The sequence below is a fragment of the Faecalibacterium sp. genome, assembly GCF_052358865.1.
GTDB lineage: Bacteria > Bacillota > Clostridia > Oscillospirales > Ruminococcaceae > Faecalibacterium > Faecalibacterium butyricigenerans.
The window spans coordinates 13,276-34,655 of sequence record NZ_DAWCVJ010000005.1; the positions used below are offsets into that span (position 1 = coordinate 13,276).

At 61.2% G+C, this 21,380-nt stretch carries 19 protein-coding genes and 2 tRNA genes; 11 read left to right on the plus strand and 10 right to left on the minus strand.

The features are described 5' to 3' along the window. The 4 genes from ACT8X9_RS01740 to ACT8X9_RS01755 all read right to left on the minus strand — a co-directional run bounded on the left by ACT8X9_RS01740 (nt 1) and on the right by ACT8X9_RS01755 (nt 3,521). Nucleotides 1-765, minus strand: a complete 765-nt coding sequence (locus tag ACT8X9_RS01740; RefSeq protein WP_330221117.1) for an amino acid ABC transporter ATP-binding protein — start codon at nt 763-765, stop codon at nt 1-3. Next, nucleotides 755-1,519, minus strand: a complete 765-nt coding sequence (locus ACT8X9_RS01745) for an amino acid ABC transporter permease (protein ID WP_444267923.1) — start codon at nt 1,517-1,519, stop codon at nt 755-757. Before ACT8X9_RS01745 ends, ACT8X9_RS01740 begins: the two co-directional genes overlap by 11 nt. A gap of 108 nt (nt 1,520-1,627) precedes the next feature. Further along, the gene (locus ACT8X9_RS01750; RefSeq protein WP_412590196.1) at nt 1,628-2,470 is read right to left on the minus strand and encodes an amino acid ABC transporter substrate-binding protein; all 843 of its coding nucleotides are present in this window, start codon (nt 2,468-2,470) and stop codon (nt 1,628-1,630) included. A gap of 475 nt (nt 2,471-2,945) precedes the next feature. Beyond that, entirely contained in the window at nt 2,946-3,521 is a 576-nt protein-coding gene (locus tag ACT8X9_RS01755) for a nitroreductase family protein (protein ID WP_444267924.1), read from the minus strand. 305 nt (nt 3,522-3,826) lie between these two features. Here ACT8X9_RS01755 and ACT8X9_RS01760 point away from each other — a divergent pair, with 305 nt between their 5' ends. Continuing rightward, entirely contained in the window at nt 3,827-4,186 is a 360-nt protein-coding gene (locus ACT8X9_RS01760; protein WP_444267925.1) for a twin-arginine translocation signal domain-containing protein, read from the plus strand. 102 nt (nt 4,187-4,288) lie between these two features. On the opposite strand, the gene ACT8X9_RS01765 is transcribed toward ACT8X9_RS01760, so the two are convergent. Next, entirely contained in the window at nt 4,289-4,750 is a 462-nt protein-coding gene (locus ACT8X9_RS01765) for a threonine/serine exporter family protein (protein ID WP_444267954.1), read from the minus strand. Then, the gene (locus ACT8X9_RS01770; RefSeq protein ID WP_227620549.1) at nt 4,750-5,541 is read right to left on the minus strand and encodes a threonine/serine exporter family protein; all 792 of its coding nucleotides are present in this window, start codon (nt 5,539-5,541) and stop codon (nt 4,750-4,752) included. Before ACT8X9_RS01770 ends, ACT8X9_RS01765 begins: the two co-directional genes overlap by 1 nt. A gap of 183 nt (nt 5,542-5,724) precedes the next feature. Here ACT8X9_RS01770 and ACT8X9_RS01775 point away from each other — a divergent pair, with 183 nt between their 5' ends. From ACT8X9_RS01775 to rfbB, 6 genes are all read left to right on the plus strand, one after another. Beyond that, entirely contained in the window at nt 5,725-6,804 is a 1,080-nt protein-coding gene (locus ACT8X9_RS01775; protein ID WP_412590191.1) for a SpoIID/LytB domain-containing protein, read from the plus strand. 149 nt (nt 6,805-6,953) lie between these two features. After that, complete coding sequence (locus ACT8X9_RS01780; protein WP_444267926.1) at nt 6,954-9,380, plus strand: glycosyltransferase family 2 protein; 2,427 nt, start codon at nt 6,954-6,956, stop codon at nt 9,378-9,380. Between the two features lie 213 nt (nt 9,381-9,593). After that, the gene (locus ACT8X9_RS01785) at nt 9,594-10,385 is read left to right on the plus strand and encodes a glycosyltransferase (RefSeq protein WP_227620546.1); all 792 of its coding nucleotides are present in this window, start codon (nt 9,594-9,596) and stop codon (nt 10,383-10,385) included. 260 nt (nt 10,386-10,645) lie between these two features. Then, complete coding sequence (gene rfbA, locus ACT8X9_RS01790) at nt 10,646-11,533, plus strand: glucose-1-phosphate thymidylyltransferase RfbA (protein WP_227620545.1); 888 nt, start codon at nt 10,646-10,648, stop codon at nt 11,531-11,533. A gap of 16 nt (nt 11,534-11,549) precedes the next feature. Then, on the plus strand, nt 11,550-12,464 hold the full coding sequence (gene rfbD / locus ACT8X9_RS01795) for a dTDP-4-dehydrorhamnose reductase (protein WP_444267927.1): 915 nt from the start codon (nt 11,550-11,552) through the stop codon (nt 12,462-12,464). 299 nt (nt 12,465-12,763) lie between these two features. Further along, a complete protein-coding gene (gene rfbB, locus ACT8X9_RS01800; protein WP_158395064.1) occupies nt 12,764-13,828 on the plus strand; it encodes a dTDP-glucose 4,6-dehydratase in 1,065 nt (354 codons plus the stop codon). Nucleotides 13,829-13,950: 122 nt separating this feature from the next. Here rfbB and ACT8X9_RS01805 read toward each other — a convergent pair whose 3' ends face one another. Then, nucleotides 13,951-15,030: a 6-phosphofructokinase gene (locus ACT8X9_RS01805; RefSeq protein WP_227620539.1), complete on the minus strand. Its 1,080-nt coding sequence runs from the start codon at nt 15,028-15,030 to the stop codon at nt 13,951-13,953. A gap of 235 nt (nt 15,031-15,265) precedes the next feature. On the opposite strand from ACT8X9_RS01805, the gene ACT8X9_RS01810 reads away from it, so the two are divergent. The 3 genes from ACT8X9_RS01810 (at nt 15,266) to ACT8X9_RS01820 (ending at nt 16,834) form a co-directional block, all read left to right on the plus strand. After that, nucleotides 15,266-15,339 (plus strand) — tRNA-Gln (locus ACT8X9_RS01810). Nucleotides 15,340-15,368: 29 nt separating this feature from the next. Continuing rightward, nucleotides 15,369-15,441: transfer RNA gene (locus ACT8X9_RS01815), tRNA-Pro, on the plus strand. 547 nt (nt 15,442-15,988) lie between these two features. Next, nucleotides 15,989-16,834, plus strand: coding sequence for a lysostaphin resistance A-like protein (locus tag ACT8X9_RS01820; RefSeq protein WP_444267928.1), 846 nt, complete (start codon nt 15,989-15,991; stop codon nt 16,832-16,834). 37 nt (nt 16,835-16,871) lie between these two features. Here ACT8X9_RS01820 and tsaD read toward each other — a convergent pair whose 3' ends face one another. From tsaD to ACT8X9_RS01835, 3 genes are all read right to left on the minus strand, one after another. After that, on the minus strand, nt 16,872-17,879 hold the full coding sequence (tsaD, locus tag ACT8X9_RS01825; RefSeq protein WP_249233558.1) for a tRNA (adenosine(37)-N6)-threonylcarbamoyltransferase complex transferase subunit TsaD: 1,008 nt from the start codon (nt 17,877-17,879) through the stop codon (nt 16,872-16,874). A gap of 4 nt (nt 17,880-17,883) precedes the next feature. Beyond that, on the minus strand, nt 17,884-20,469 hold the full coding sequence (gene polA / locus ACT8X9_RS01830) for a DNA polymerase I (RefSeq protein ID WP_444267929.1): 2,586 nt from the start codon (nt 20,467-20,469) through the stop codon (nt 17,884-17,886). 244 nt (nt 20,470-20,713) lie between these two features. Next, nucleotides 20,714-20,899 (minus strand): ferredoxin, encoded by a 186-nt coding sequence (locus tag ACT8X9_RS01835; protein ID WP_227620535.1) that lies wholly within the window; start codon nt 20,897-20,899, stop codon nt 20,714-20,716. A 137-nt stretch (nt 20,900-21,036) separates the two neighbouring features. Between ACT8X9_RS01835 and ACT8X9_RS01840 the strand changes: the two genes are divergently transcribed. Continuing rightward, the gene (locus ACT8X9_RS01840) at nt 21,037-21,378 is read left to right on the plus strand and encodes an arsenate reductase family protein (protein ID WP_249233556.1); all 342 of its coding nucleotides are present in this window, start codon (nt 21,037-21,039) and stop codon (nt 21,376-21,378) included. Nucleotides 21,379-21,380 lie beyond the last annotated feature (2 nt).

Consider the following 21,380-nt stretch of genomic DNA (forward strand, 5'->3'; position numbering starts at 1 on the left):
TTACAGCATCTTGGAAAGGAATGCCTTCAGGCGGGGATGCTTGGGGTTGGTGAACAGCTCCTGCGGCGGCTCATCCTCCTGAATGCGGCCCTCGTCGATGAAGATGACGCGGTTGGAGACTTCGCGGGCGAAGCCCATCTCGTGGGTGACCACCAGCATGGTGATGCCGGTATGGGCCAGCTCTTTCATCAGCTCGAGGACCTCGCCGACCATCTCGGGGTCGAGGGCGCTGGTCGGCTCGTCGAAGAGGATGACGTCCGGGTCCATCGCCAGCGCACGGGCGATGGCGATGCGCTGCTGCTGACCACCGGACAGGCTCTTGGGGTAGGCGTTGGCCTTGTCGGCCAGACCCACGCGGGCCAGAAGCTCGTCGGCGCGGGCAGAGATGGCCTCTTTGTCCTTGAGCTTGAGGAGGCTGGGGGCCAGTTCGAGGTTCTTCTTGACGGTCAGGTGGGGGAAGAGGTTGAAGTGCTGGAACACCATGCCCATCTTCTGGCGGACGGCGTCGATGTGGTCATCGTCCACCTCCACGCCCTCAAACTTGATGCTGCCGCCGGTGGGGATCTCCAGCCGGTTCAGGCAGCGCAGGAAGGTGGACTTGCCGCAGCCCGAGGGGCCGATGAGGCAGACCACGTCGCCGCGGTAGATGTCGATGTCGATGCCCTTCAGCACGTCGAGGGTGGGGGTGGGCTGCTTTGCGCCCTTCCGCTTTTCGCCGCCGTAGGTCTTGGTCAGACCGCGGACTTCAAGGATCTTATCGGTCACTTTGTGCCAGCCTCCTCTCAAACTTTGCGAGCAGCCATGTGAACAGCATCACCAGCACCAGATAGATGAGGGCGACGCCGCACAGGGGGAACATGGCCTCGTAGGTGCGGTTCATGATGCCCTGTGCCGCATACAGCAGCTCCTTGCCGCCGATGACGGTGATGAGGGACGTATCCTTCAGCAGCATGATGAACTCGTTGCCGAGGGCGGGAAGCACGGCGCGGATGGCCTGCGGGATGATGATGACCACCATCGTGGTTATGTAGTTGAGGCCGAGGCTGCGGCCGGCCTCCATCTGGCCGGGGTCAACGGCCATCAGGCCGCCGCGGATGATCTCGGAGACATAGGCGCCCGAGTTGATGCCCAGCGCCAGCGCGCCGACCATCGTGAAGTTGCGGCTGTTGGCAAAGATGACCATGCTCATGATGAGCAGCTGCACCATCATAGGCGTGCCGCGGATGATGGTGGTGTACACCTGACACACCGCGTTGAAGAAGCCCAGCACCGGGTTCATGCGGCCGGTGCGCTGCTGGTCGTGGGCCACACGCACCAGCGCCACCACGCTGCCCAGCATGACGCCCATCGCCAGCGCGATGGCTGTGACCAGCAGGGTGGTGCCCACGCCGTTGATATACTGGAGCCAGCGGTCCTTCAGGATGAATGCCTGATAAAACTTAAAGAAAATGTTCTGCCCGAAGCTGAGCGGCGTCCCGCTGTTGAGAAGCTCTTTCAGCAGCTCGTATTGTGCGGCCATTCGCATCCTCACCTTTCTTTTTGTAAAAATTTTGTAACCGGTGGATTTCAAAAAAGGGGAGGAGCCTTTTCAGGCCGCCTCCCCCTGACGCGGAAAGAAACGCGCTGATTATTCAGCGGTGATGTACTTGTCCACGATGGACTGCAGGGTGCCGTCTGCCTTCAGCTCTTCCAGAGCAGCGTTGACAGCGTCTTCCAGAGCGGTGTTGCCCTTGGCCATGCCGATGGCGTAGTCCTCCTCGGCGTAGCTGGTGTCCAGAAGAACCAGACCGGGGTTGGCAGCGACGAACTCCTTGGCGGGGGCATTGTCGATGACGACAGCGTCCACCTGACCGTTGTTCAGAGCCTGCACAGCGGTCAGACCATCGTCGTAAGCCACGACTGCATCGTCGCCGAAGTCATCGGAGCAGTAGATGTAGCCAGTGGTGCCGCGCTGGGTGCCGATCATCTTGCCGGCCAGATCGTCGGGAGAAGCGATGTCAGAACCCTCGGGCACGATGATGGACTGGATGCCGGTAGCGTAGCTGTCGGAGAAATCCATGACGTTCTTGCGCTCGTCGGTGACGGTGACGCCAGCCATGGCGATGTCGGCCTTGCCCTGCTGGACGCTCAGAAGAGCAGCGTCAAAGTCCATGTCGTCGATCTGCAGCTCGAGGCCCAGCTTGTCGGCGATGGCCTGAGCGGTATCGATATCAATGCCCTCAAATGCGCCTGCATCGGTGGTCATCTCGTACGGAGGGAAGGCGGCGTTGGTGGCCATGGTCAGCTTGCCAGCCTCAACGGTGGTCAGCTCAGCAGCGGCAGCGCTGGTGGAAGCAGCCTCGGAAGAAGCAGCCACAGAGCTTGCAGCGGAAGAAGCGGTGGAGGCAGAGCCGCCGCAGGCAGTCAGAGCCAGAGCAGCAATGGTCAGACCGGAAGCAGCGAGAAAGCTGCGGCGAGAGATCTTTTTCATATTCAAACACTCCTCTTTATGTGCATATCATTTGCAGTTCTCTGCTGCGATGCGATTCATCGAAAAATCAGAGAGCGTGTTTAGTATAGGTTGTACAATTTGAAAAGTCAAGTGTTGTGCAAAAATTCCATCAAATTGAAACCGAATTGCAAACAATTATGCAGAATAAAGCCGAGGAACGATGTATATATGCAAAACCTCTCCGTCACGGCTTCGCCGTGCCCCTGCCCGGGTTGCGGCTCCCAGCGTCTGCATCGCTGTCGCTTGCATCTTGCTGGCCGCTGCCCCAACAGCGACTCCCTGTTTCCGCCACTGGCGGCGGTCGTCGCCGTTGCCTACCGAGGAGAGGCCTTGGCATTCCGTAAAGCTTCATCTCTTCGCCAGAGGCTCCCCTACAAGGGGAGCTGTCTGCGAAGCAGACTGAGAGGTTGTACGAAGGAGCGCCTGTCCTACGCCGTCAGGCGTGACGGAGAGGTTACACGCTCCGCGCCAGCTCCTCCCTGCTCCGTTTGGGCACACAGTAGTTGCGGTCCTCGTCCAGATAATATTTGATGCCCGTCTCTTCGGTCATGGGCACGACCTTGGCGGTGTGGGCGGGATAGCCAAGCGCCACCATGAAGGCCAGCTTGTCCGGCTCGGCGATGCCCAACAGCTCGCTCAGGGCAGGCTTGTTGATGGCGCCCATGATGCAGCTGCCCACGCCCTTGTCCCACGCGGCAAGGGTGATGTTGGCCAGCGCGATGCCGGTGTCGGTGTTGAGGTCGCCGGGGATGGCGCTGTCCTGCACGACGGCCAGATACATCACCGGCTGCTCGTCGGCTTTTGGCGTGCCCTGCTCCGGCGGCAGATAACCGGCCCACTTGACCAGCGGGTGGACTTTCGCCACCATTTCAGGGCTTTGCACCACCACCAGCTTCACGGCCTGACGGTTCGCGCCGCAGGACGAAAGGCGCAAAGCCTCGACCATATCCTCCACCACATCCTGCGGCACCGGCTTCTGGGCGAAGCGGCGGTAGGTGCGGCGGGCGGCAAGCGTTTCCATAATAGACATCAGCGGACACTCCTTTACTATATAAGTACAGCCTGATTATAGCATAGGAGCAGGCACAGTGCAAGAAATTTGGAATCAGCGGAAAACACGGGAAAGGCCTGTCTGAGGAATGAAGAAATGAGAGAAAAATCCATAAACCGGAGATAAAAAATGATGATATAATGTTAATGAACGCTAACATACTGGAAAAATATTGACAAAAAGCAGGAGATGACCTATCATTAGTTATAGCAAACTAACCGCCTTTTGCGGAGACGCGCAAAGGAAAACAAGAAGAAACAAAACAGTTTATGAGGTGCAAGAAAATGACTAATATGACTCGTCGTAATTTCCTGAAGAGCGCTGGTGTGATGGCTCTGGCCGTGGCAGCAGCGGGTGTTCTCTCTGGCTGCGATAGCAGCAAAAACCCTGTGATGGCAGATGTTGAAGTCCAGTACTGGTATGAAAGCCTCATTTTGGGTCAGAAGCAGGTTGACGACGGCTCGTATACAGAAACCGTCAGTGTCGTCAAGGGCGGCACGGTCAAAAAGGAGCAGATCGACGAGACCCTGAAAAAAATTCGGGTGAACAATAGCTTTAAGATGGCAGATGAAACGCTGACAGAGTTTGACGTTGACTGGACGGCACAAAAGCCTGTTGCGAAAATTAAGATGGTCACTGCATAATTGAAACTGCGCGATAAAGCGCATTTTTGAACAAAGAAACACCCGCAGCACGTTTCCATATCATGTGGAAACAGCACTGCGGGTACTTTTTGTTGTTACAGCTTATTTACTCTTCCACCTATGCCCCTTCGGCATGGGCAGGCCCAGCACCAGCGCGATGCCCACGGCCAGCGCGACGGCGACCTTGAAGGTGGAGATGCCGTTGGCCAGCGAGAGGGCGTTTTCGCCTTGGATGAAGTAGTAGGCCGTGTAGTAGATGCCTGCGCCGGGCACGAGGGGGAAGATGCCGGTGAGCAGAAAGACCGTTACCGGCGTTTTGAGCAGGATGGCGAAGAGCCGGGACACCAGCGTCAGCGGGATGACCGCGATGAGGGAAGCCGCCGCGGCATCGGCTCCGTACAAGACCGCCAGCTCATAGACGAACCAGCCCGCTGCGCCCACCAGTGCGCAGCAGGGGAGGGTGCGCCGGGGGCAGGCGAAGAGGATGGCGAAGCTCAGCGTCCCCGCCCCGGCCAGAAAGAACTGGGCCACCAGCTGGCCGATCTGGGCATTTGTCAGCGTCATCATACCACCGTCACCCCCGTCAGGATCGAAGTAAGGCTCAGCACGAGACCGGTGCCGATGGCGATGCTGGCCGCGATCAGCAGGGCGTCGATCATCCGGATGGTCCCCGAGAGGTAGTCGCCCTGCACGAAGTCCCGGATGCCCATGGTGAAAGCGATGCCGGGGGTCAGGATCATCAGGGTGCCGATGATGGCATGGCTGGACTCGATGCCCAGCAGGGAGCACCCGACGATGCAGACCAGCGTGATAAGGGCCGCCGCCGAGATCTTGCGGAAGCCGCTGGATAACCCCTTTTTCTCGCAGAGCAGCAGATAGCCGCTGACGAGGAAGCCGGCCACAGCCGCCGCCAGCGCCGAGCGCACCGTGCCGCCGAAGATGAGGGCGAAGCAGGCTGCGCCGCTCATCCCGGCCAGAAGCTGGGTCCGGCCCTTGGGAAAGGGGATGCGCCGGGCCTCGGCCAGACGGCACTCGGCCTCGTCCAGCGTGACGCCCCCGGCGGCGATCTGACGGGAAAGGGCGTTCACCGCCACCACCCGGCCCAAGTGGGTCGTCCGCACCGGTACGTTCCGCACCTCGGCGATCTCCGCCGTGCCTGCGCTGGCGAAGATGCCGTTGGTCAGCACATAGACGTGGAACTCCCGCAGATGGAAGCTGCGGGCCATGATCTCCATCGTCTGCTCCACCCGAAAGACCTCCGCTCCGTTTTCCAGCAGCGTCTCGCCTGCCGCCATGATGAAATCCATGATGCGGCGGCGCTGCTCGTCGGTGGGGTATAACTCTCTGCTGTCCATTCCGGCCCTCCTTGTCCTGCCTGTCAGAGGCGGACCTGTTCTCTCCTGCTATACTTTATCACAATTCCCGGAGCTTGCAAAGGCGTCTTTTCACATTTTCGCACAACTTCCGTCCTTGCCGTCGGGGGCACAGTGTGTTACACTGATACTGACTATGGAAATGTCGAAAACGACAGGAGGAAAATGACTGTGAAGCAGAGTCTGAGTTTCGCGCGCCGTCTGGCGGCGCTGGTGCTGGCAGCGGTGATGCTGTGTGTGGCTGTCCCGGCGGTGTTTGCCGAGGATGCCGCGCCCGGGGCCACCACCATCGGCGGCGCAAACACCACCCTCGTCCCGGGGGAAGAAGAAAATTGTCTGAGCTGGCTCTTCGGCTCCAAAGATAAGATTACCATGCCCTATCTGAACATCAAGGGCAAGGGCCTGCGCAGGAACGTGACCCTCGACCTCGTGGACTGCCTCGTGGGCATCACCTACACCGAGCTTGGCTCCATCGGCAGCTATGTCAGCGCCAGCGCGGCGCAGGAGGCGTGGAAAGCGCAGGCCGTGGCCATCCACTCCTACCTCGAGTACCACAAGCAGTACGGCTCTTCGGCCAACGCCCTCATCTACACCCCGGTGGAGGACATCCCCGCCTCGGCCCGCTCGGCCATCCGTAAGGCGGTGGAGTCGGTGAAGGATGAGGTGCTGACCTACAACGGCAGCGTCATCGATGCCGTCTGGTCGGCCAGCGCGGGCTATAACACCCAGACCGGCGTTTACGGCACCTGCTCCAGCCTCGATGCGTGGGGTTCGGATGTGCCCTACCTCAAGAGCGTCGAAAGCCCCTACGAGCGCCAGTACCACGAAAAGCTCCGCCGGGTCATCGGCAAGGACTACGACTACACCGAGTACAAGGACAGCCGCACCGGTGAGCCTTACCAGAGCGCCGATACCACCCACAAAGACCTCGGCGGCTTCGTCCAGTACAACACGCTGGTGTCCAACGGCCGCAGCTACCGCTACATCAACCAGTTCGTGTCCTCCCGCTACTGCTTCGATTTCAGCGCAGATGCTGCGGGCGTGCCCTGCATGAACTACTATGGCTTCGGCCACGGCGTGGGCATGAGCCAGTGCGGCGCAGTGGGCTATGCCGCCGAGGAGGGGATGGGCTACCGCGACATCCTCAAGCACTACTACTCCGGCGTTTCCATCCGGACGGTGGGCAGCGGCAGCTCTTCCGGCGGCGGACTGTTCAGCTGGCTGCGCCGCCTGCTCGGGATGTAAAAAACGAAAGGAATTGCGCAAAATACTTCTCAAATGAGGCGCGATTTGGTATACTGTACACGTTTGTACTCAAGAAACGGCTCTTTTGCGCTTCACGTCCCGAAATCGCTGGGACGATACGATAAATGATATTAGGTGGAGAGAACGGAATGCAGTTGGAGAAGGAAAAGAAAGAAAAGCAGGAGCGGGAGCGCTGCCGTGCACTGGCGCAGCGCATCGCAGAGGAGGCGGCTGCCGCCTCGGCGGCCCTGCTGGGAGAGCAGAGCCTTCTGCTGACCAAGGCGCTGTGCCGGGCAGGCGTAGCGGCAGAGGCGTGGGCGGAAGGCTCGGAGGCAGAGCTTCTGGTCGTGGTGGACCCGGCTTATGAGACGCTGCCGGAGAAGCTGCCCGCCCGGGTGCTGCTGGTGAGCAGCGAGAGCACCGTCATGGCGGGCTGGGCCGAGCAGCTGGCGCAGAGAGGATATTTCCGCGACTTCGGCTGGCGCAGCAAGGGCCGCGCCCAGCAGTCCGCCCTCTTCTGCGTCTCCCAGCCCACCGGGTATAAGATGGTGCGGGGCTATGAGCTGGAAATGGACATCCTGCGCGACCGGATGGTGCGCGCCGAGCGCACCTGCGGCGAGGAAGCCGAGCTGATCGCCAGGCTGCGCAGCGACCTTTCCCTCAGCCGCAGCCACGAGCAGCAGCTGGAAAAGACGCTGGCCGAAGTGACCGGCTCGACCTTCTGGAAGATGACATGGCCCATGCGCTACGCCGTCAGCAAGAGCCGCCAGCTCTGGCACACCCTGCCCCTCTTCGTCCTGCTGCGGGAGCTGCGCCGGGGCGGGATCGAGGGCTTGCGGGAGCAGGCCCGTGCCCGCCGCGAGTATGCCGCCCTCTTCCCGGGCAGGGTCATGCGCGCGGACCGCTTCGCCTCGGTGGAGCTGCTGGTGCATCAGGCGGAAGATCAGCCCGCAGGCCCCAAGATCAGCATCGTGGTGCCCCTGTACAACACCCCGCTGGACTTCCTCGAGGAGCTGCTGGACTCGGTCGTGAACCAGACCTACCGGAACTGGGAGCTTTGCTGTGTGGACGCCGGCACCGCCCCGGGCGTGGGGGAGATGGTCCGGCAGCGTGCCGCCGCAGACCCCCGCATCCGCTACCAGAAGCTGGAAAAGAACGAGCTGATCCCCGGCAACACCAATAAGGGCATCGAGATGGCCACCGGCGATTTCATCGCCCTGCTGGACCACGACGACATCCTCCACCCCTGCGCCCTCTGGTATGCCGCCAAGGCCATCGCCGAGCAGGGGGCCGACTTCGTCTACACCGACGAGGCGACCTTCGAGGGCAAGGTGGAGAATGTGGTGCTCTACCACTTCAAGCCCGATTTCATGCTGGACAACCTCCGCTCCAACAACTATATCTGCCACCTGACCCTCTTCAGCCGTCGGCTGATGGACGCCGCAGGCGGCCCCGAGCGGATGGAGTACAACGGCAGTCAGGACTACGAGCTGTTCCTCCGCCTGACGGAAAAGGCGAGGAAGATCGTCCACATCCCCCATGCCCTCTATTACTGGCGCTCCAGCCCCGGCAGCACGGCCAGCGACATCTCCGCCAAGACCTACTGCATCGACGCGGGCATCGCGGCCCTCAAGGCCCATTATGCCCGCTGCGGCGTGGCCGTGGACGATGTCTCCCTCATCCCGGGTACGCCGGGCTATTACAAGACCGACTACACCATCGCCCATCCGGGCCGGGTGAGCATCCTCATCCCCACCTGCGATCACATCCACGATCTGGAGACCTGTGTGGAGTCCATTTATGCCCGCACGACCTATCCGGATCTTGAGATCATCCTCATCGAAAACAACAGTAAGGCCCCCGAGACCTTCCGGGCCTACGAGCGGATGCAGAAGGAGCACCCCGACACCCTCAAGGTCGTCACGTGGGAGGGCAAGGGCTTCAATTACAGCGCCCTGAACAACTTCGGCGAGAAGTTCGCCACCGGCGAATATCTGCTGCTCCTCAACAACGACACTGAGGTCATCACGGCCGCATGGCTGGAAGAGATGGTCATGTACGCCCAGCAGAAGCGGGTGGGCTGCGTGGGCGCAAAGCTGCTCTACCCGGACGATACCATCCAGCACGCCGGCGTCGGCTTCGGCATCGGCGGCGTGGCAGGCCATCTGCACAAGTATTATCCCGCCAGCTCCGACGGCTATATGGGACGGCTGAACTATGTACAGGACGTCTACGCCGACACTGCCGCCTGTCTGCTCATCCGCAAGGAGATCTACGACGAGGTGGGCGGTCTGGATGAGAGCTATGCCGTGGCCTTCAACGATGTGGACTTCTGCGTCCGCGTTCGTCAGGCAGGCTACACCAACGTCTTCACTCCCTTCGCCCAGCTCTACCACTACGAGAGCAAGAGCCGCGGCGTGGAGGACAACCCCGAAAAGCAGAAGCGCTTTCAGGGCGAGGTGCTGCGTTTTCAGGCCCGCTGGGGCGACCTGCTGGCTGCAGGCGACCCCTGCACCAACCCCAACTTCGACATCCAGCGCGAGGATTTCAGCCTGAAGATCCTGCCGCTGGAATAAACAAAAGAGGAACAACCTCTCAGTCTCGCTTCGCTCGCCAAGGCCGGGTTGCGGCTCCCAGCATCCGCGGCGCTTCGCTCGCGTCTTGCTGGCCGCTGCCCCAACAATGACTCCCTGTTTCCGCCACTGGCGGCGGTCGTCATTGTTGCCCCATCGAGGGGGAGCCTTTGGCATGGCGGAAAGGTCTGAGCCATAAAACAAGGAGCATAAAACTTGGAACTCTCTGCTTGCATCGTTGTTTATAACGGCTGCGACGAAGCCCTCCGGGCGGCGCAGACGGTGCTGCAATATACCCGCCGCCACCCGCTGACCCTCTATCTGGTGGACAACGCCAGCCCCGACGGCAGCGGTGCACGGCTGGAAGCCGCTGTCCGGAGCGGCGCTCTGAGCACCCTGCCGGGCCAGCGGGTGGAGGTGCGCTGCCGGAAGGAGAACGGCGGCTTCGGCACCGGCCACAACACCATCCTGCCCGAGCTGACGAGCGACTATCACTTCATCCTGAACCCCGACATCCAGCTCACCGCCGACACCCTCAGCGATCTGGCCGACTGGATGGCCGCCCACCCGGATGCTGTGATGGCCCGGCCGGGGCTGTGCTTCCCGGACGGCCGCACCCAGCATCTGCCCCTGCGGCGCTGCGCCCTCCGGCCGATGGTCTACCGCCAGCTGCCGTTCCTGAAATTCTGGGAGAAATATAACCGCGCCTATCTCATGGAAGGGGAAGACTTGTCTGCCCCCGTGGAGATCGAGTTCTGCACCGGCAGCTTCTCGGCGGTGCGGACGGCAGAGTTCAAGGCCGTGGGCGGCTTTGATGAGCACTACTTCATGTATGTGGAGGATGCGGACCTGACCCAGAAGATGCGCACCAAGGGAAAGGCTTATCTCGTGCCCCAGTACACCGCCATCCATGCATGGCATCGTGCGGCCCACCGCAGTCTCAGGCCCTTTCTGTGGCAGACCGGGAGCCTGCTGCGGTATTTCTGTAAATGGGGGTTCAAGTTCTGAATCTCTGCCGCGACGAAACAAGAGAGCGCCCGCCACAAAATTTTTGAGGCGGGCGCTCTTTCCTTGCTTTTTTTTCGATTTGATAGTAGAATAAGGTGTAATACTATCGCAAGCCTGTACGGTGAGCAGAGTGTATTGCGCAACATTGTTTACAGCGGACGCAGCTCCGCTTTGAATCCATACAGGGCAGGGCGGATACGCCGCCGTGCCTTGTACAAGCTGCACAACTTTTTTATTTCATAATATAAGGAGTGCACAAAATGAAAGGTATCATTCTGGCCGGCGGTGCCGGCACCCGGCTTTATCCGCTTACGATGGTCACCAGCAAGCAGCTGCTGCCCGTCTACGACAAGCCGATGATCTACTATCCTCTGTCCACCCTCATGCTGGCGGGCATTCAGGACATCCTCATCATCTCTACCCCCACCGACACGCCCCGCTTCGAGGCGCTGCTGGGCGATGGCAGCCAGTACGGCATCCATCTGCAATATAAGGTCCAGCCGTCTCCGGACGGTCTGGCGCAGGCCTTTATCCTCGGCGAGGAGTTCATCGGCGACGACTGCTGCGCCATGATCCTCGGCGACAACATCTTCTACGGCAACGGCTTCTCCAAGATCCTGAAGACCGCCGTGGCCAACGCGGAGAACAAGGGCCGCTGCACCGTCTTCGGCTACTATGTGCCGGACCCCGAGCGCTTCGGCATCGTGGAGTTCGACGGAAACGGCAAGGTGCTCAGCGTCGAAGAAAAGCCCCAGCACCCCAAGAGCAACTACGCCATCACCGGCCTGTACTTCTACAACAAGGAAGTCGTCCGGATGGCAAAGCAGGTCAAGCCCTCCGCCCGCGGCGAGCTGGAGATCACGACCCTGAACGATATGTACCTCAAGCAGGATGAGCTGGACGTCCAGCTGCTGGGCCGTGGCTTTGCATGGCTGGACACCGGTACGATGGACAGCCTCGTGGAGGCAGCGGACTTTGTGCGGATGATCGAGAAGCGTCAGGGCATCAAGATCAGCGCCCCCGAGGAGATCGCATTCAAGTACGGCTGGATCGACCGCGACACCCTGCTGGAAAGCGCCGAGCGCTACGGCAAGAGTCCCTACGGCCAGCACCTCAAGAATGTGGCTGACGGCAAACTGAAGTATTAAGAGAGGCGGTATCCGCATGAAAATCATTGTTACCGGCTGCAAGGGCCAGCTTGGCACCGAGATCATCAAGCAGCTCCGGGAGGGCCGCAGTGAGCTTGGCCCTCTCCCTGAGAAGCTGATGAACGCCACGGTCATTCCGGTGGATCTGCCGGAGCTGGACATCACCAACTATAAGATGGTGGACGACTTCATCCGCCGCCAGCGCCCGGATGTCATCATCAACTGCGCCGCCTTCACCAACGTGGACGGCTGCGAGGTGAACCATGACACCGCCTTCAAGGCCAACGCCATCGGCCCCCGCAATCTGGCGCAGGCTGCCACCAAGACCGGCGCACGGCTGGTGCACGTCTCCACCGACTATGTCTTCTCCGGCCGTGAGAACGGCGGCATCCCGCAGGATGAGGCCACCATCCCCGGCCCCATCAGCGCCTACGGCTCCACCAAGCTCATGGGTGAGAAGTACGTCGAGCAGTTCTGCCACCGTCACTTCATCGTCCGCACCGCATGGCTCTACAGCTACTACGGCAAGAACTTCGTCAAGACCATCGTGAACGCAGGCCGAAAGTTCGGCAAGCTGGAGGTCGTCAACGACCAGTGCGGCAACCCCACCAACGCCGTCGATCTGGCCCACGAGATCTTACAGCTCTGCGTCACCCACGAGTACGGCCTGTACCACTGCACCGGCGAGGGCATCTGCTCCTGGTATGATTTCGCGTCTGAGATCATCCGTCTGTCCGGCGTGGACGCCACCGTGGCCCCCTGCACCAGCGAGGAGTACAAGTCGAAGCACCCGGACAGCGCCGACCGCCCCAAGTGGAGCGCTCTGGACAACCGGATGCTCCGCTGCACCGTCGGCAACGATGTCCGCGACTGGAAGGACGCGCTGGCCTGCTTCTTCGAGCACTGGGACGGTGACAACGGGATGAAATAATAGCCCTCTCAGGCCGCTTCGCGTCCAGCTCTCCCAGAGGGAGAGCCACTGGCGTGCCGGGCAGGCAAAGCTGGACGCCGGAGGTCTGATTGGGCAGAAGCTGCCGGGCCTTGCGACAGAGGCCAACTGCTGTAAATCCAGACAGCGGAGCACTGAGGCTTCCGATAGAAAAAACTTTGTTCAGTCAGAAAGGGCTTTGCCGACACGCCAGTGGCTCCCCCTTTGGGGGAGCTGTCACCGAAGGTGACTGAGAGGGCAAGGCCGCTGAAAAAGAAGAGAACACTGAGGAATATATCATTATGAAAAAATATCTTATCACCGGCTGTGCCGGTTTTATCGGCTCCAACTTCGTGCATTATATGCTCAAGAAGTACCCTGAAATTTTGCTGGTCAACCTCGACAAGCTGACCTATGCCGGCAATCTTGAGAACCTGAAGGACGTTGAGGGCGACCCCCGCCACGTCTTTGTGCAGGGCGACATCTGCGACAAGGAGCTGGTCGAGAGCCTGTTCGCAAAGTACGATTTCGACTATGTCATCAACTTCGCCGCCGAGAGCCATGTTGACCGCTCCATCAAGAACCCCGAGATCTTCGTCCAGAGCAACGTGATGGGCACCGTCAACCTGTTGCAGCGTGCCAAGGAGGCTTGGTACGACGCCGACGCCAAGACTTGGAAAGAGGGCAAGAAGTATCTGCAGGTGTCCACCGATGAGGTCTACGGCGCTCTGGGTGCCGAGGGCTTCTTCATGGAGACCACCCCGCTCTGCCCCCACAGCCCCTACTCCTCCTCCAAGGCCAGCGCCGATATGTTCGTTATGGCATTCCACGACACCTATGGTATGCCTATCAACATCACCCGCTGCTCCAACAACTACGGCCCCTACCAGTTCCCCGAGAAGCTCATCCCGCTGATGATCAACAACGTCAAGCACCACAAGCAGCTGCCCGTCTACGGCGACGGTATGCAGATCCGCGACTGGCTGTACGTTGAGGACCACTGCAAGGCCATCGACATGGTCTGCAACGGCGGCAAGGTCGGCGAGGTCTACAACGTCGGCGGCCACAACGAGCGCCCCAACATCTTCATCGTCAAGACCATCATCGAGCAGCTCCACGACCGCCTCAAGGACGACGGCATCAGCGAAGACCTCATCAAGCACGTCGCCGACCGTCTGGGCCACGACCGCCGCTATGGCATCGACCCCACCAAGATCAAGAACGATCTGGGCTGGTACCCCGAGACTCCCTTCGAGAAGGGCATCGTCCTGACCATCGACTGGTACCTCGACCACGAGGAGTGGATGGAGCACATCACCAGCGGCAACTACCAGAAATACTACGAGGAAATGTACAAGAACAAGTAACTTCTTGTATATTCGCAAGTGAAAAAAGGAGCACTCCCGCATCGACACGGGAGTGCTCTTTTTTGTATGGCACTGTTTTACGGTGCATTAGAAAAGTGATCCGAACCGCTGGAATGTGGGACTCAGCCGAGGCTCACGCCCATCCGGCGGGCGACGGTGAGCAGCTCGCAGCCTTCGGGGACGTTGCGGGTCTTGCCGGCGATGTCCTCGAGGCGGTTGGCGATGACGCGGTTGTTGACCATGGCGACAGTGACGCCGTAGCGCTCCATCTCCACCAACTTGGCGGCGTAGCTGCCGAACTGGGTGGCCAGCACGCGGTCGTAGGCGCTGGGGCTGCCGCCGCGCTGCATATGGCCCGGGATGCAGACGCGGGTCTCCATGCCGGTCTTCTTCTGGACGGCGGCGGCGATGCGGTTGGTGGCGGTGGCACCGTAACCGGCCTCCGTGCGCTTGGCCATCCACTCCTTCCGCTTCATACCGGCCTCTTCGGTGTTGATGGCACCCTCGGCCACGGCGATGATGGAGAAGTTGGAACCCTTGCGGGCGCGGCGCTCGACGGCGCTGCAGACGCGGTCGATGTCATAGGGCATCTCGGGCAGCAGGATGATGTCCGCGCCGCCGGCGATGCCGGAGTAGAGGGTCAGCCAGCCAGCCTTGTTGCCCATGATCTCGATGCACATGACGCGGCTGTGGCTGCCGGCGGTGGTGTGGATGCGGTCGATGACCTCGGTAGCGATGTCCACGGCGGTGTGGAAGCCGAAGGTGACGTCGGTGCCGTAGATGTCGTTGTCGATGGTCTTGGGCAGGCCGATGATGTTCAGGCCCTCCTGCGCGAGAAGGTTGGCCGTCTTGTGGGTGCCGTTGCCGCCGAGGCAGAGCAGGCAGTCGAGCTTGGCGTCCTTGTAGGTCTTTTTCATGGCGGCGACCTTGTCGATCTTGTCCTCTTCCACCACGCGCATGAGCTTGAAGGGGGTGCGCTTGGTGCCGAGGATGGTGCCGCCCAGCGTCAGGATGCCGCGGAAATCGTCCTCCGTCATCTCCTTGTAGTCGCCGGTGATGAGGCCGTGGTAGCCGTTGAGGATGCCCACGATCTCGACGTTCTCGCCGAACCGTGCATACAGGGCCTTTGCCACGCCGCGGATGGTGGCGTTCAGGCCGGGACAGTCGCCGCCGGAGGTCAGGATGCCAACACGTTTTTTCATATTGAATAACCCTCGTTTCTTCCGATTTCAGGAGCAGGTAAATGATACTATAAGAGTATTCCCAAAGGGAGCAGGTGTCAAGAGGCGGGGCCGAAAAAAGCTGTGAAAACGCCGGGGCGGGCGGGGGCGAAAAAACATGAGCAAAAAAATCAAAAAAGTGGTTGACAAATGGGAGAAGAGGCTGTATAATATTCCTCGTCAGCAGCGCTTCGGTGCTGAGGGCGAAACCAAATAGTGGGGATTTGCATAGTGGTAGTGCGGTAGACTCTGACTCTACTTGTGGGAGTTCGATTCTCTCATCCCCAACCAGACCGCAGCCCGTTGGGTTGCGGTATTTTCGGGGCATAGCGCAGTTGGTAGCGCGCCTCGTTCGGGACGAGGAGGCCGTGGGTTCAAATCCCGCTGCTCCGACTTAAAAAATCCAGTACACATTTGTGTACTGGATTTTTTATTTAGTCGAGCGCGGGATTTGAACAGCAGCAGAGCCGACCGCCGCCTGCGGCGGAAACAGGGAGGCGAGGCTGGGGCAGCGCTCCGTTTTTTCAAAGCCCCGCCAAGAGGCTGCGGAAAAAGCGGCAAGCGCAACTCGCAGGCGGCGCAGCAAGGCAAGCAATCAGCCCAGTGGGCTGTTGCTTAGCCCGCGGGTCCCAACGGCTAGGAATGTCAACAGTTGGTGACTACCGTACACATTTGTGTACTGGATTTTTTATTTAGTCGAGCGCGGGATTTGAACAGCAGCAGAGCCGACCGCCGCCTGCGGCGGAAACAGGGAGGCGAGGCTGGGGCAGCGCTCCGTTTTTTCAAAGCCCCGCCAAGGGGCTGCGGAAAAAGCGGCAAGCGCAACTCGCAGGCAACGCAGCAAGGCAAGCAATCAGCCCAGTGGGATTTTTAGGTTTCTCTATCTCTTTCCCTGAAAATATGGTAGAATAGTACCACTACGACACAGGGAGGTCTTTCTATGCTCAAACGTCTGCGCAGCGCCCACCCGATGCTCTACTGCCTCGGGGCCGAGGTGCTGTTTCTGGGGATGCTGTTCGTGGCGTCGATGGTGTCGCTTCTGGGGATCTTATTCGTCCTGCGCGACCTCGAGATGGCCGACGACTATCTGCTGACGACCCTGCAGGAGGCGGCGGGCATCCTGACGGCCTGCTTCCTTCTGGCCCGCACCGGGAAGATCGGCCTGCTCCGCCGCCGGGGCAGCGGCTTCTTCAACGGCCTGCTGGTGGGCCTGTACCCCATCGCACTCATCAGCTACAACGCCTACAACACCCTGCTGTTCGGCCGCCCGGAGGGCGATATGCTGCCCGCGTGGCGCATCGTGTGGTTCCTGCTGGGCATGACCAGCGTGGGCGTGGCCGAAGAGTTTCTGTTCCGGGGGGTCATCGCCCAGACCCTGCTTGAGCACTTCGGCACCAGCCGGGGCGGCGCCTGGAAAGCCTGTCTGCTGTCGGGCCTGTACTTTGGCGCGGCCCACCTGACCAACCTCACCGGCAGCGCGCCGCTGGGCGTGCTGATGCAGTGTGTCTTTGCGGCATCGCTGGGCACCCTGCTGGCGGCAGTCTATTTCCGCACCGGCAACATCTGGGTGACGGTGTTCATCCACGCCGCGATGGACATCACTTCCATGCTGGTGGGCGGATTATACGGCACCCAGTCGGTGGCCGACAGCATCAGCACCTACGACATCACCATGCTGGCGTCGGTGGCGGTCTATCTCATCCCCACAGCGTTCCTGCTGCGGAAAAAGAAGATCGGCGAAGTGGAGCTTTACTTCGGACGGGATGCGGTGTCAGAGAATGCATAAGAAAAAGGAGCCGTGAGGCTCCTTTTTTCGTTATACCTTATTCGTAATCAATGGGCAGCGTGGGCAGGCCGTTCAGCTCCAGCCCGGCGGTATGGCCTGCGATGTACTGGTAATACCCCTGCGCCGCGATCATGGCGCCGTTGTCGCCGCAGAACTTCAGCTCAGGCAGATAGACCTTTGCGCCCAGCTTCTGGGCACCGTCGTTGACCAGCTGGCGCAGACGGCCATTGGCTGCGACGCCGCCCGCGAGGCAGACCTGCTTTGCGCCGGTGTCGGCGGCGGCGAGGAGGAGCTTTTCGGCGAGGATGCCTGCGATGCGCTCCTGAAAGCTGGCCGCAAGGTCGGGGACATGGATCTCAGTGCCCTTCATCTGGGCCTGATTCACCTCGTTCAGCACAGCGGTCTTGAGGCCGGAGAAGCTGACGTTGTATCGGCCCTCGACGTGGGGGACGGGCAGGCGGTAGGCCTTCGGGTCTCCGGTTTTGGCGGCGTTGGCGACGCTGGGGCCGCCGGGATAGGGCAGGCCCAGCGTCCGGGCCACCTTGTCGAAGGCCTCACCGGCGGCATCGTCCACCGTGTGGCCGAGGATGTGGTAGTGGGTGTAGTCCTGCACCTCCACGATGTGGCTGTGTCCGCCGGATGCCACGAGGCAGAGGAAGGGCGGCTTCAGCTCGGGGTGGGTGAGGTAAAGGGCCGCGATGTGGCCCCGCAGATGGTGGACCGGCACCAGCGGCTTGCCCGCCGAGTAGGCGAGGCCCTTGGCGAAGTTGACACCCACCAGCACCGCGCCGATGAGTCCGGGCGCGAAGGTGACGGCCACGGCGTCCACATCGTCGATGGTCTTTCCGGCGTCCAGCAGAGCCTTTTTGACGGTGGCGCTGATGAACTCGCAGTGGCGGCGGCTGGCGATCTCGGGCACGACGCCGCCATAAAGCGCCTGTTCCTTGACGCTGGTGGAGATGACGTTGCTCAGCAGATGCCGGCCATCCTCCACCAGAGATGCGGCGGTCTCGTCGCAGGTGGATTCGATTCCTAGAATGATCATGGTCTTAGTGGGCCTCCAGCCAGTTTTTGCCCTGATGCACCTCGGTGCTCAGGGGCACAGCGTAATTGACACAGCCTTCCATCTCTTCTTGTAAGATAGAAGCGGCCTTTGCGGCCTCCGCCTCCGGGGCCTCCACGATGAGTTCGTCGTGGACGGTCAGGATGAGGCGGCTCTCCATCTTCTCGTCCCGCAGACGCCGCCAGACCCGCACCATCGCCAGCTTGATGACGTCGGCGGCAGTGCCCTGAATGGGGGTGTTGCGGGCCATCCGCTCGCCGCTGGCCCGGATGTTGTGGTTGTTGCTGGTCAGCTCGGGCAGGGAGCGGCGGCGTCCGAAGAGGGTGGACACATAGCCGCAGGCCCGGGCGTCGGAGATGGTCTTGTCCATATAGCCGCTCACCTTCGGGAAAGTGGCCAGATAGTTTTTCAGGAAGGCGTCGGCCTCCTTGACGCTGACGCCGATGTCCTTCGAGAGGCTGTAAGCGCCCTTGCCGTACATGATGCCGAAGTTGATGGCTTTGGCAGAGGAACGGAGACGGGGCGTGACCTGCTCGAGGGGCAGGTTGTAGATCTTCGCGGCGGTGCTGCGGTGGATGTCCTCGCCGGTCAGGAAGGCCTGCTGCATATGCTCGTCGCCGGTGACGTGGGCGAGGATACGCAGCTCGATCTGGCTGTAATCGGCGTCCACCAGCACGCAGCCGGGCCGCGCCACAAAGTAGGCGCGGAGCTGGCTGCCCAGCTCGGTGCGGATGGGGATGTTCTGCAGGTTGGGGTTGTCGGAGGAGAGGCGTCCGGTGCGGGCTTCGGTCTGGTTGAAGCGGGTGTGGATGCGGCCATCCTCCGCGATGACCTTCAGAAGACCCTCGACATAGGTGGAGTTGAGCTTCTGGTAGGCACGGTACTGCAAAATGTCCTCCACCAGCGGGTAGTCCCGCAGAGACTCCAGAGTCTCGGCGTCGGTGGACCAGCCGCGCTGGGTCTTCTTGCCGTGGGGCAGGCCCATGGTGTCGAAGAGCATCTCGCCCAGCTGCTTGGGGCTGTTGGGGTTGAAGCTGGCGCTGCCTGTCTCCATATGGATGCGGGTGAGGACGTCTTCCAGCTCGGCCCGCATTTTCACGCCGAACTTCTCGATGCCCTCCCGGTCCACGAGGATGCCGATGCGGGTCATGTCGGCCAGCACCTGTGCCAGCGGGAACTCGATGTCGTTGTAGAGCGCGTCCTCGCCCAGCGCGGTGATCTCCGCCTTCATCTTGGCGAAGAGGTCGGCCAGAGCACCGGCGTCCGGCCATGCCTCACAGGTGAAGGCAGCGTCGGCGCGGTAGCGGATGATCAGCTCGGAGAGGTTGTACTTCGAGGCCGAAGCGTCCAGCAGATACGCCGCCAGCTTGCCGTCCCAGATGATGCTGCTGCCCCAGCCGCCCGCCGCCATCGCACGGGCGTAGAGTGGGGCGCTGTCGAAGACGTCGAGGGTGACGTCCGCGTTGTCCAGCAGGCGGAGGAGGTCGTCGGCCTCCAGCGGGAAGACGGTCCTGTCCTGCACGGCATACCATGCGGCGGGCTGCAGCTCCACGATGCGGGTGCCCTGCTTTCCCATGACGGCAGGCCGGGCCGCCACGAGGTAATGGCCCTTTGGCTCTGCGGGCAGAGCGGCGATCCCGGCCTCCGGCAGCGGCCCGGCGCTGGCCTTGGCCGGGTCGGCAGCAGGCGCGACGTCGCTGAGGCCGAAGCGGGTGATGAGGGAGTGCAGCTCCAGCTCCTGCATCAGCCGGACGGCCTCGGCCTTGTTGCCCTCACCCACGACATACGCACCCTCGGCGGTGTCGATGGGGGCGTCGGTGCGGATGGTGCCCAGCGTGTAGCTCAGCTCAGCCATCGCCCGGTCTTCGGCCAGATGCTCCCGCTGCTTGGGCTTGATGGTCTTGTCAGCGGTGTCGTCGAGGTGGGCGTAGACCCCTGCGAGGCTGCCGTATTTCTGGATGAGGGTGACGGCACTCTTCTCGCCGATGCCCTTGACGCCCGGGATGTTGTCGGAGGCGTCGCCCATCAGGCTCTTGATGTCGATGAGCTGGCGGGGGGAGACGCCGTATTTTTCCTTCACGGCCTCCACGTCCATGGTGACGGTCTTGCTGCGGCCCATGGCGGTGGTAGCCAGCAGGACGGTGGTGGTGTCGCTGACCAGCTGCAGGCTGTCCCGGTCTCCGGTGGCGAGGAAGCAGTCGTCGCTGCGGGCGGCGCAGGCGGCGGACAGGGTGCCGAGGATGTCGTCGGCCTCCCAGCCCTCCGCTGTCACCTCGCGGTAGCCCAGCGCAGCCAGAAGCTCTTTCAGCACCGGCATCTGTGCGGCCAGCTCGTCGGGCATCTTGTGGCGGGTGGCCTTGTAGCCGTCGTACATTTTGTGGCGGAAGGTGGGGGCCTTGAGGTCGAAGGCCACGGCCACCTCGTCGGGGTCACATTCCTTGAGCAGGGAGAGCAGGATATTCAGAAAGCCGAAAATGGCGTTGGTGTAGCGGCCGTCCTTGGTGGTCAGCAGCTTGATGCCGTAAAAGGCACGGTTGGCGATGCTGTTGCCGTCGATGACCAGTAAACGCATAGCTTGTGGTCCTCCATTCCATAATTTCACATCTTATAGTATAGCACGAACGGCGCAAAGAAAAAAGAGACTGCGGAATAAACCTCTCCGTCACGGCTGACGCCGTGCCACCTCCCCTATCGAGGGGAGGCTTTGGCATGGCGCAGGGCTTTCTCTCTTCGCCAGAGGCTCCCCTCGGTAGGGGAGCTGTCGAGCGAAGCGAGACTGAGAGGTTTAGTCCAGCAGTCCCTTTGATATAGCTGCTTTATTCCACCCTTATCGCCCCCACGGGGCAGGCGTTGGCAGCGTCTACGGCCAGCGGGACTTCGTCGGGCGGGATGTCGCCGGGGATGGCGACGGCCAGCGTGCCCTCCATCTGGTACACGCCGGGGCAAAGCCCGGCGCACTGGGTGCAGCCGATGCAGAGTTCAGGGTCTACGAAAGCTTTCATAAAAAGCACCTCCCATGCGTTCACGCAGAGCGTGTTGAGAGCAGTTTGGTCCGGACGGGGGCAAAATATGCGCGCAGGTATAGGCTTTCGGGCGCAGATATGCTACAATAGAACAGAATCAACAGGAGGGTAAGACCATGAACATCCAGATCTTCGGCACCACCAAGTGCTTCGATACCAAAAAGGCGCAGCGCTATTTTAAGGAGCGCGGCATCAAATTCCAGATGATCGACCTGAAAGAAAAAGAGATGAGCCGGGGCGAGTTCGAGAACGTGTCCCGGGCGCTGGGCGGCTGGCAGGCGCTGGTGAATCCCAACGCCAAGGACAAGCAGACGCTGGCGCTGCTGGACGCGCTGGTGGACTGGCAGAAGGAAGACAAGCTCTTTGAGAACCAGCAGCTGTTCCGCACCCCCATCGTCCGCAATGGCCGTCAGGCCACCGTGGGCTACCAGCCCGACGTCTGGAAAAGCTGGGATTGAGA

Coding starts and splice junctions, on each gene's coding strand:
- rfbD (WP_444267927.1), top strand. CDS start 11,550: ATGAAAATCATTGTTACCGGCTGCAAGGGCCAGCTTGGCACCGAGATC.
- ACT8X9_RS01770 (WP_227620549.1), bottom strand. CDS start 5,541: ATGGACAGCAGAGAGTTATACCCCACCGACGAGCAGCGCCGCCGCATC.
- rfbA (WP_227620545.1), top strand. CDS start 10,646: ATGAAAGGTATCATTCTGGCCGGCGGTGCCGGCACCCGGCTTTATCCG.
- polA (WP_444267929.1), bottom strand. CDS start 20,469: ATGCGTTTACTGGTCATCGACGGCAACAGCATCGCCAACCGTGCCTTT.
- ACT8X9_RS01775 (WP_412590191.1), top strand. CDS start 5,725: ATGACTGTGAAGCAGAGTCTGAGTTTCGCGCGCCGTCTGGCGGCGCTG.
- rfbB (WP_158395064.1), top strand. CDS start 12,764: ATGAAAAAATATCTTATCACCGGCTGTGCCGGTTTTATCGGCTCCAAC.
- ACT8X9_RS01835 (WP_227620535.1), bottom strand. CDS start 20,899: ATGAAAGCTTTCGTAGACCCTGAACTCTGCATCGGCTGCACCCAGTGC.
- ACT8X9_RS01765 (WP_444267954.1), bottom strand. CDS start 4,750: ATGACGCTGACAAATGCCCAGATCGGCCAGCTGGTGGCCCAGTTCTTT.
- ACT8X9_RS01755 (WP_444267924.1), bottom strand. CDS start 3,521: ATGTCTATTATGGAAACGCTTGCCGCCCGCCGCACCTACCGCCGCTTC.
- ACT8X9_RS01840 (WP_249233556.1), top strand. CDS start 21,037: ATGAACATCCAGATCTTCGGCACCACCAAGTGCTTCGATACCAAAAAG.
- tsaD (WP_249233558.1), bottom strand. CDS start 17,879: ATGATCATTCTAGGAATCGAATCCACCTGCGACGAGACCGCCGCATCT.
- ACT8X9_RS01820 (WP_444267928.1), top strand. CDS start 15,989: ATGCTCAAACGTCTGCGCAGCGCCCACCCGATGCTCTACTGCCTCGGG.
- ACT8X9_RS01750 (WP_412590196.1), bottom strand. CDS start 2,470: ATGAAAAAGATCTCTCGCCGCAGCTTTCTCGCTGCTTCCGGTCTGACC.
- ACT8X9_RS01745 (WP_444267923.1), bottom strand. CDS start 1,519: ATGGCCGCACAATACGAGCTGCTGAAAGAGCTTCTCAACAGCGGGACG.
- ACT8X9_RS01780 (WP_444267926.1), top strand. CDS start 6,954: ATGCAGTTGGAGAAGGAAAAGAAAGAAAAGCAGGAGCGGGAGCGCTGC.
- ACT8X9_RS01805 (WP_227620539.1), bottom strand. CDS start 15,030: ATGAAAAAACGTGTTGGCATCCTGACCTCCGGCGGCGACTGTCCCGGC.
- ACT8X9_RS01760 (WP_444267925.1), top strand. CDS start 3,827: ATGACTAATATGACTCGTCGTAATTTCCTGAAGAGCGCTGGTGTGATG.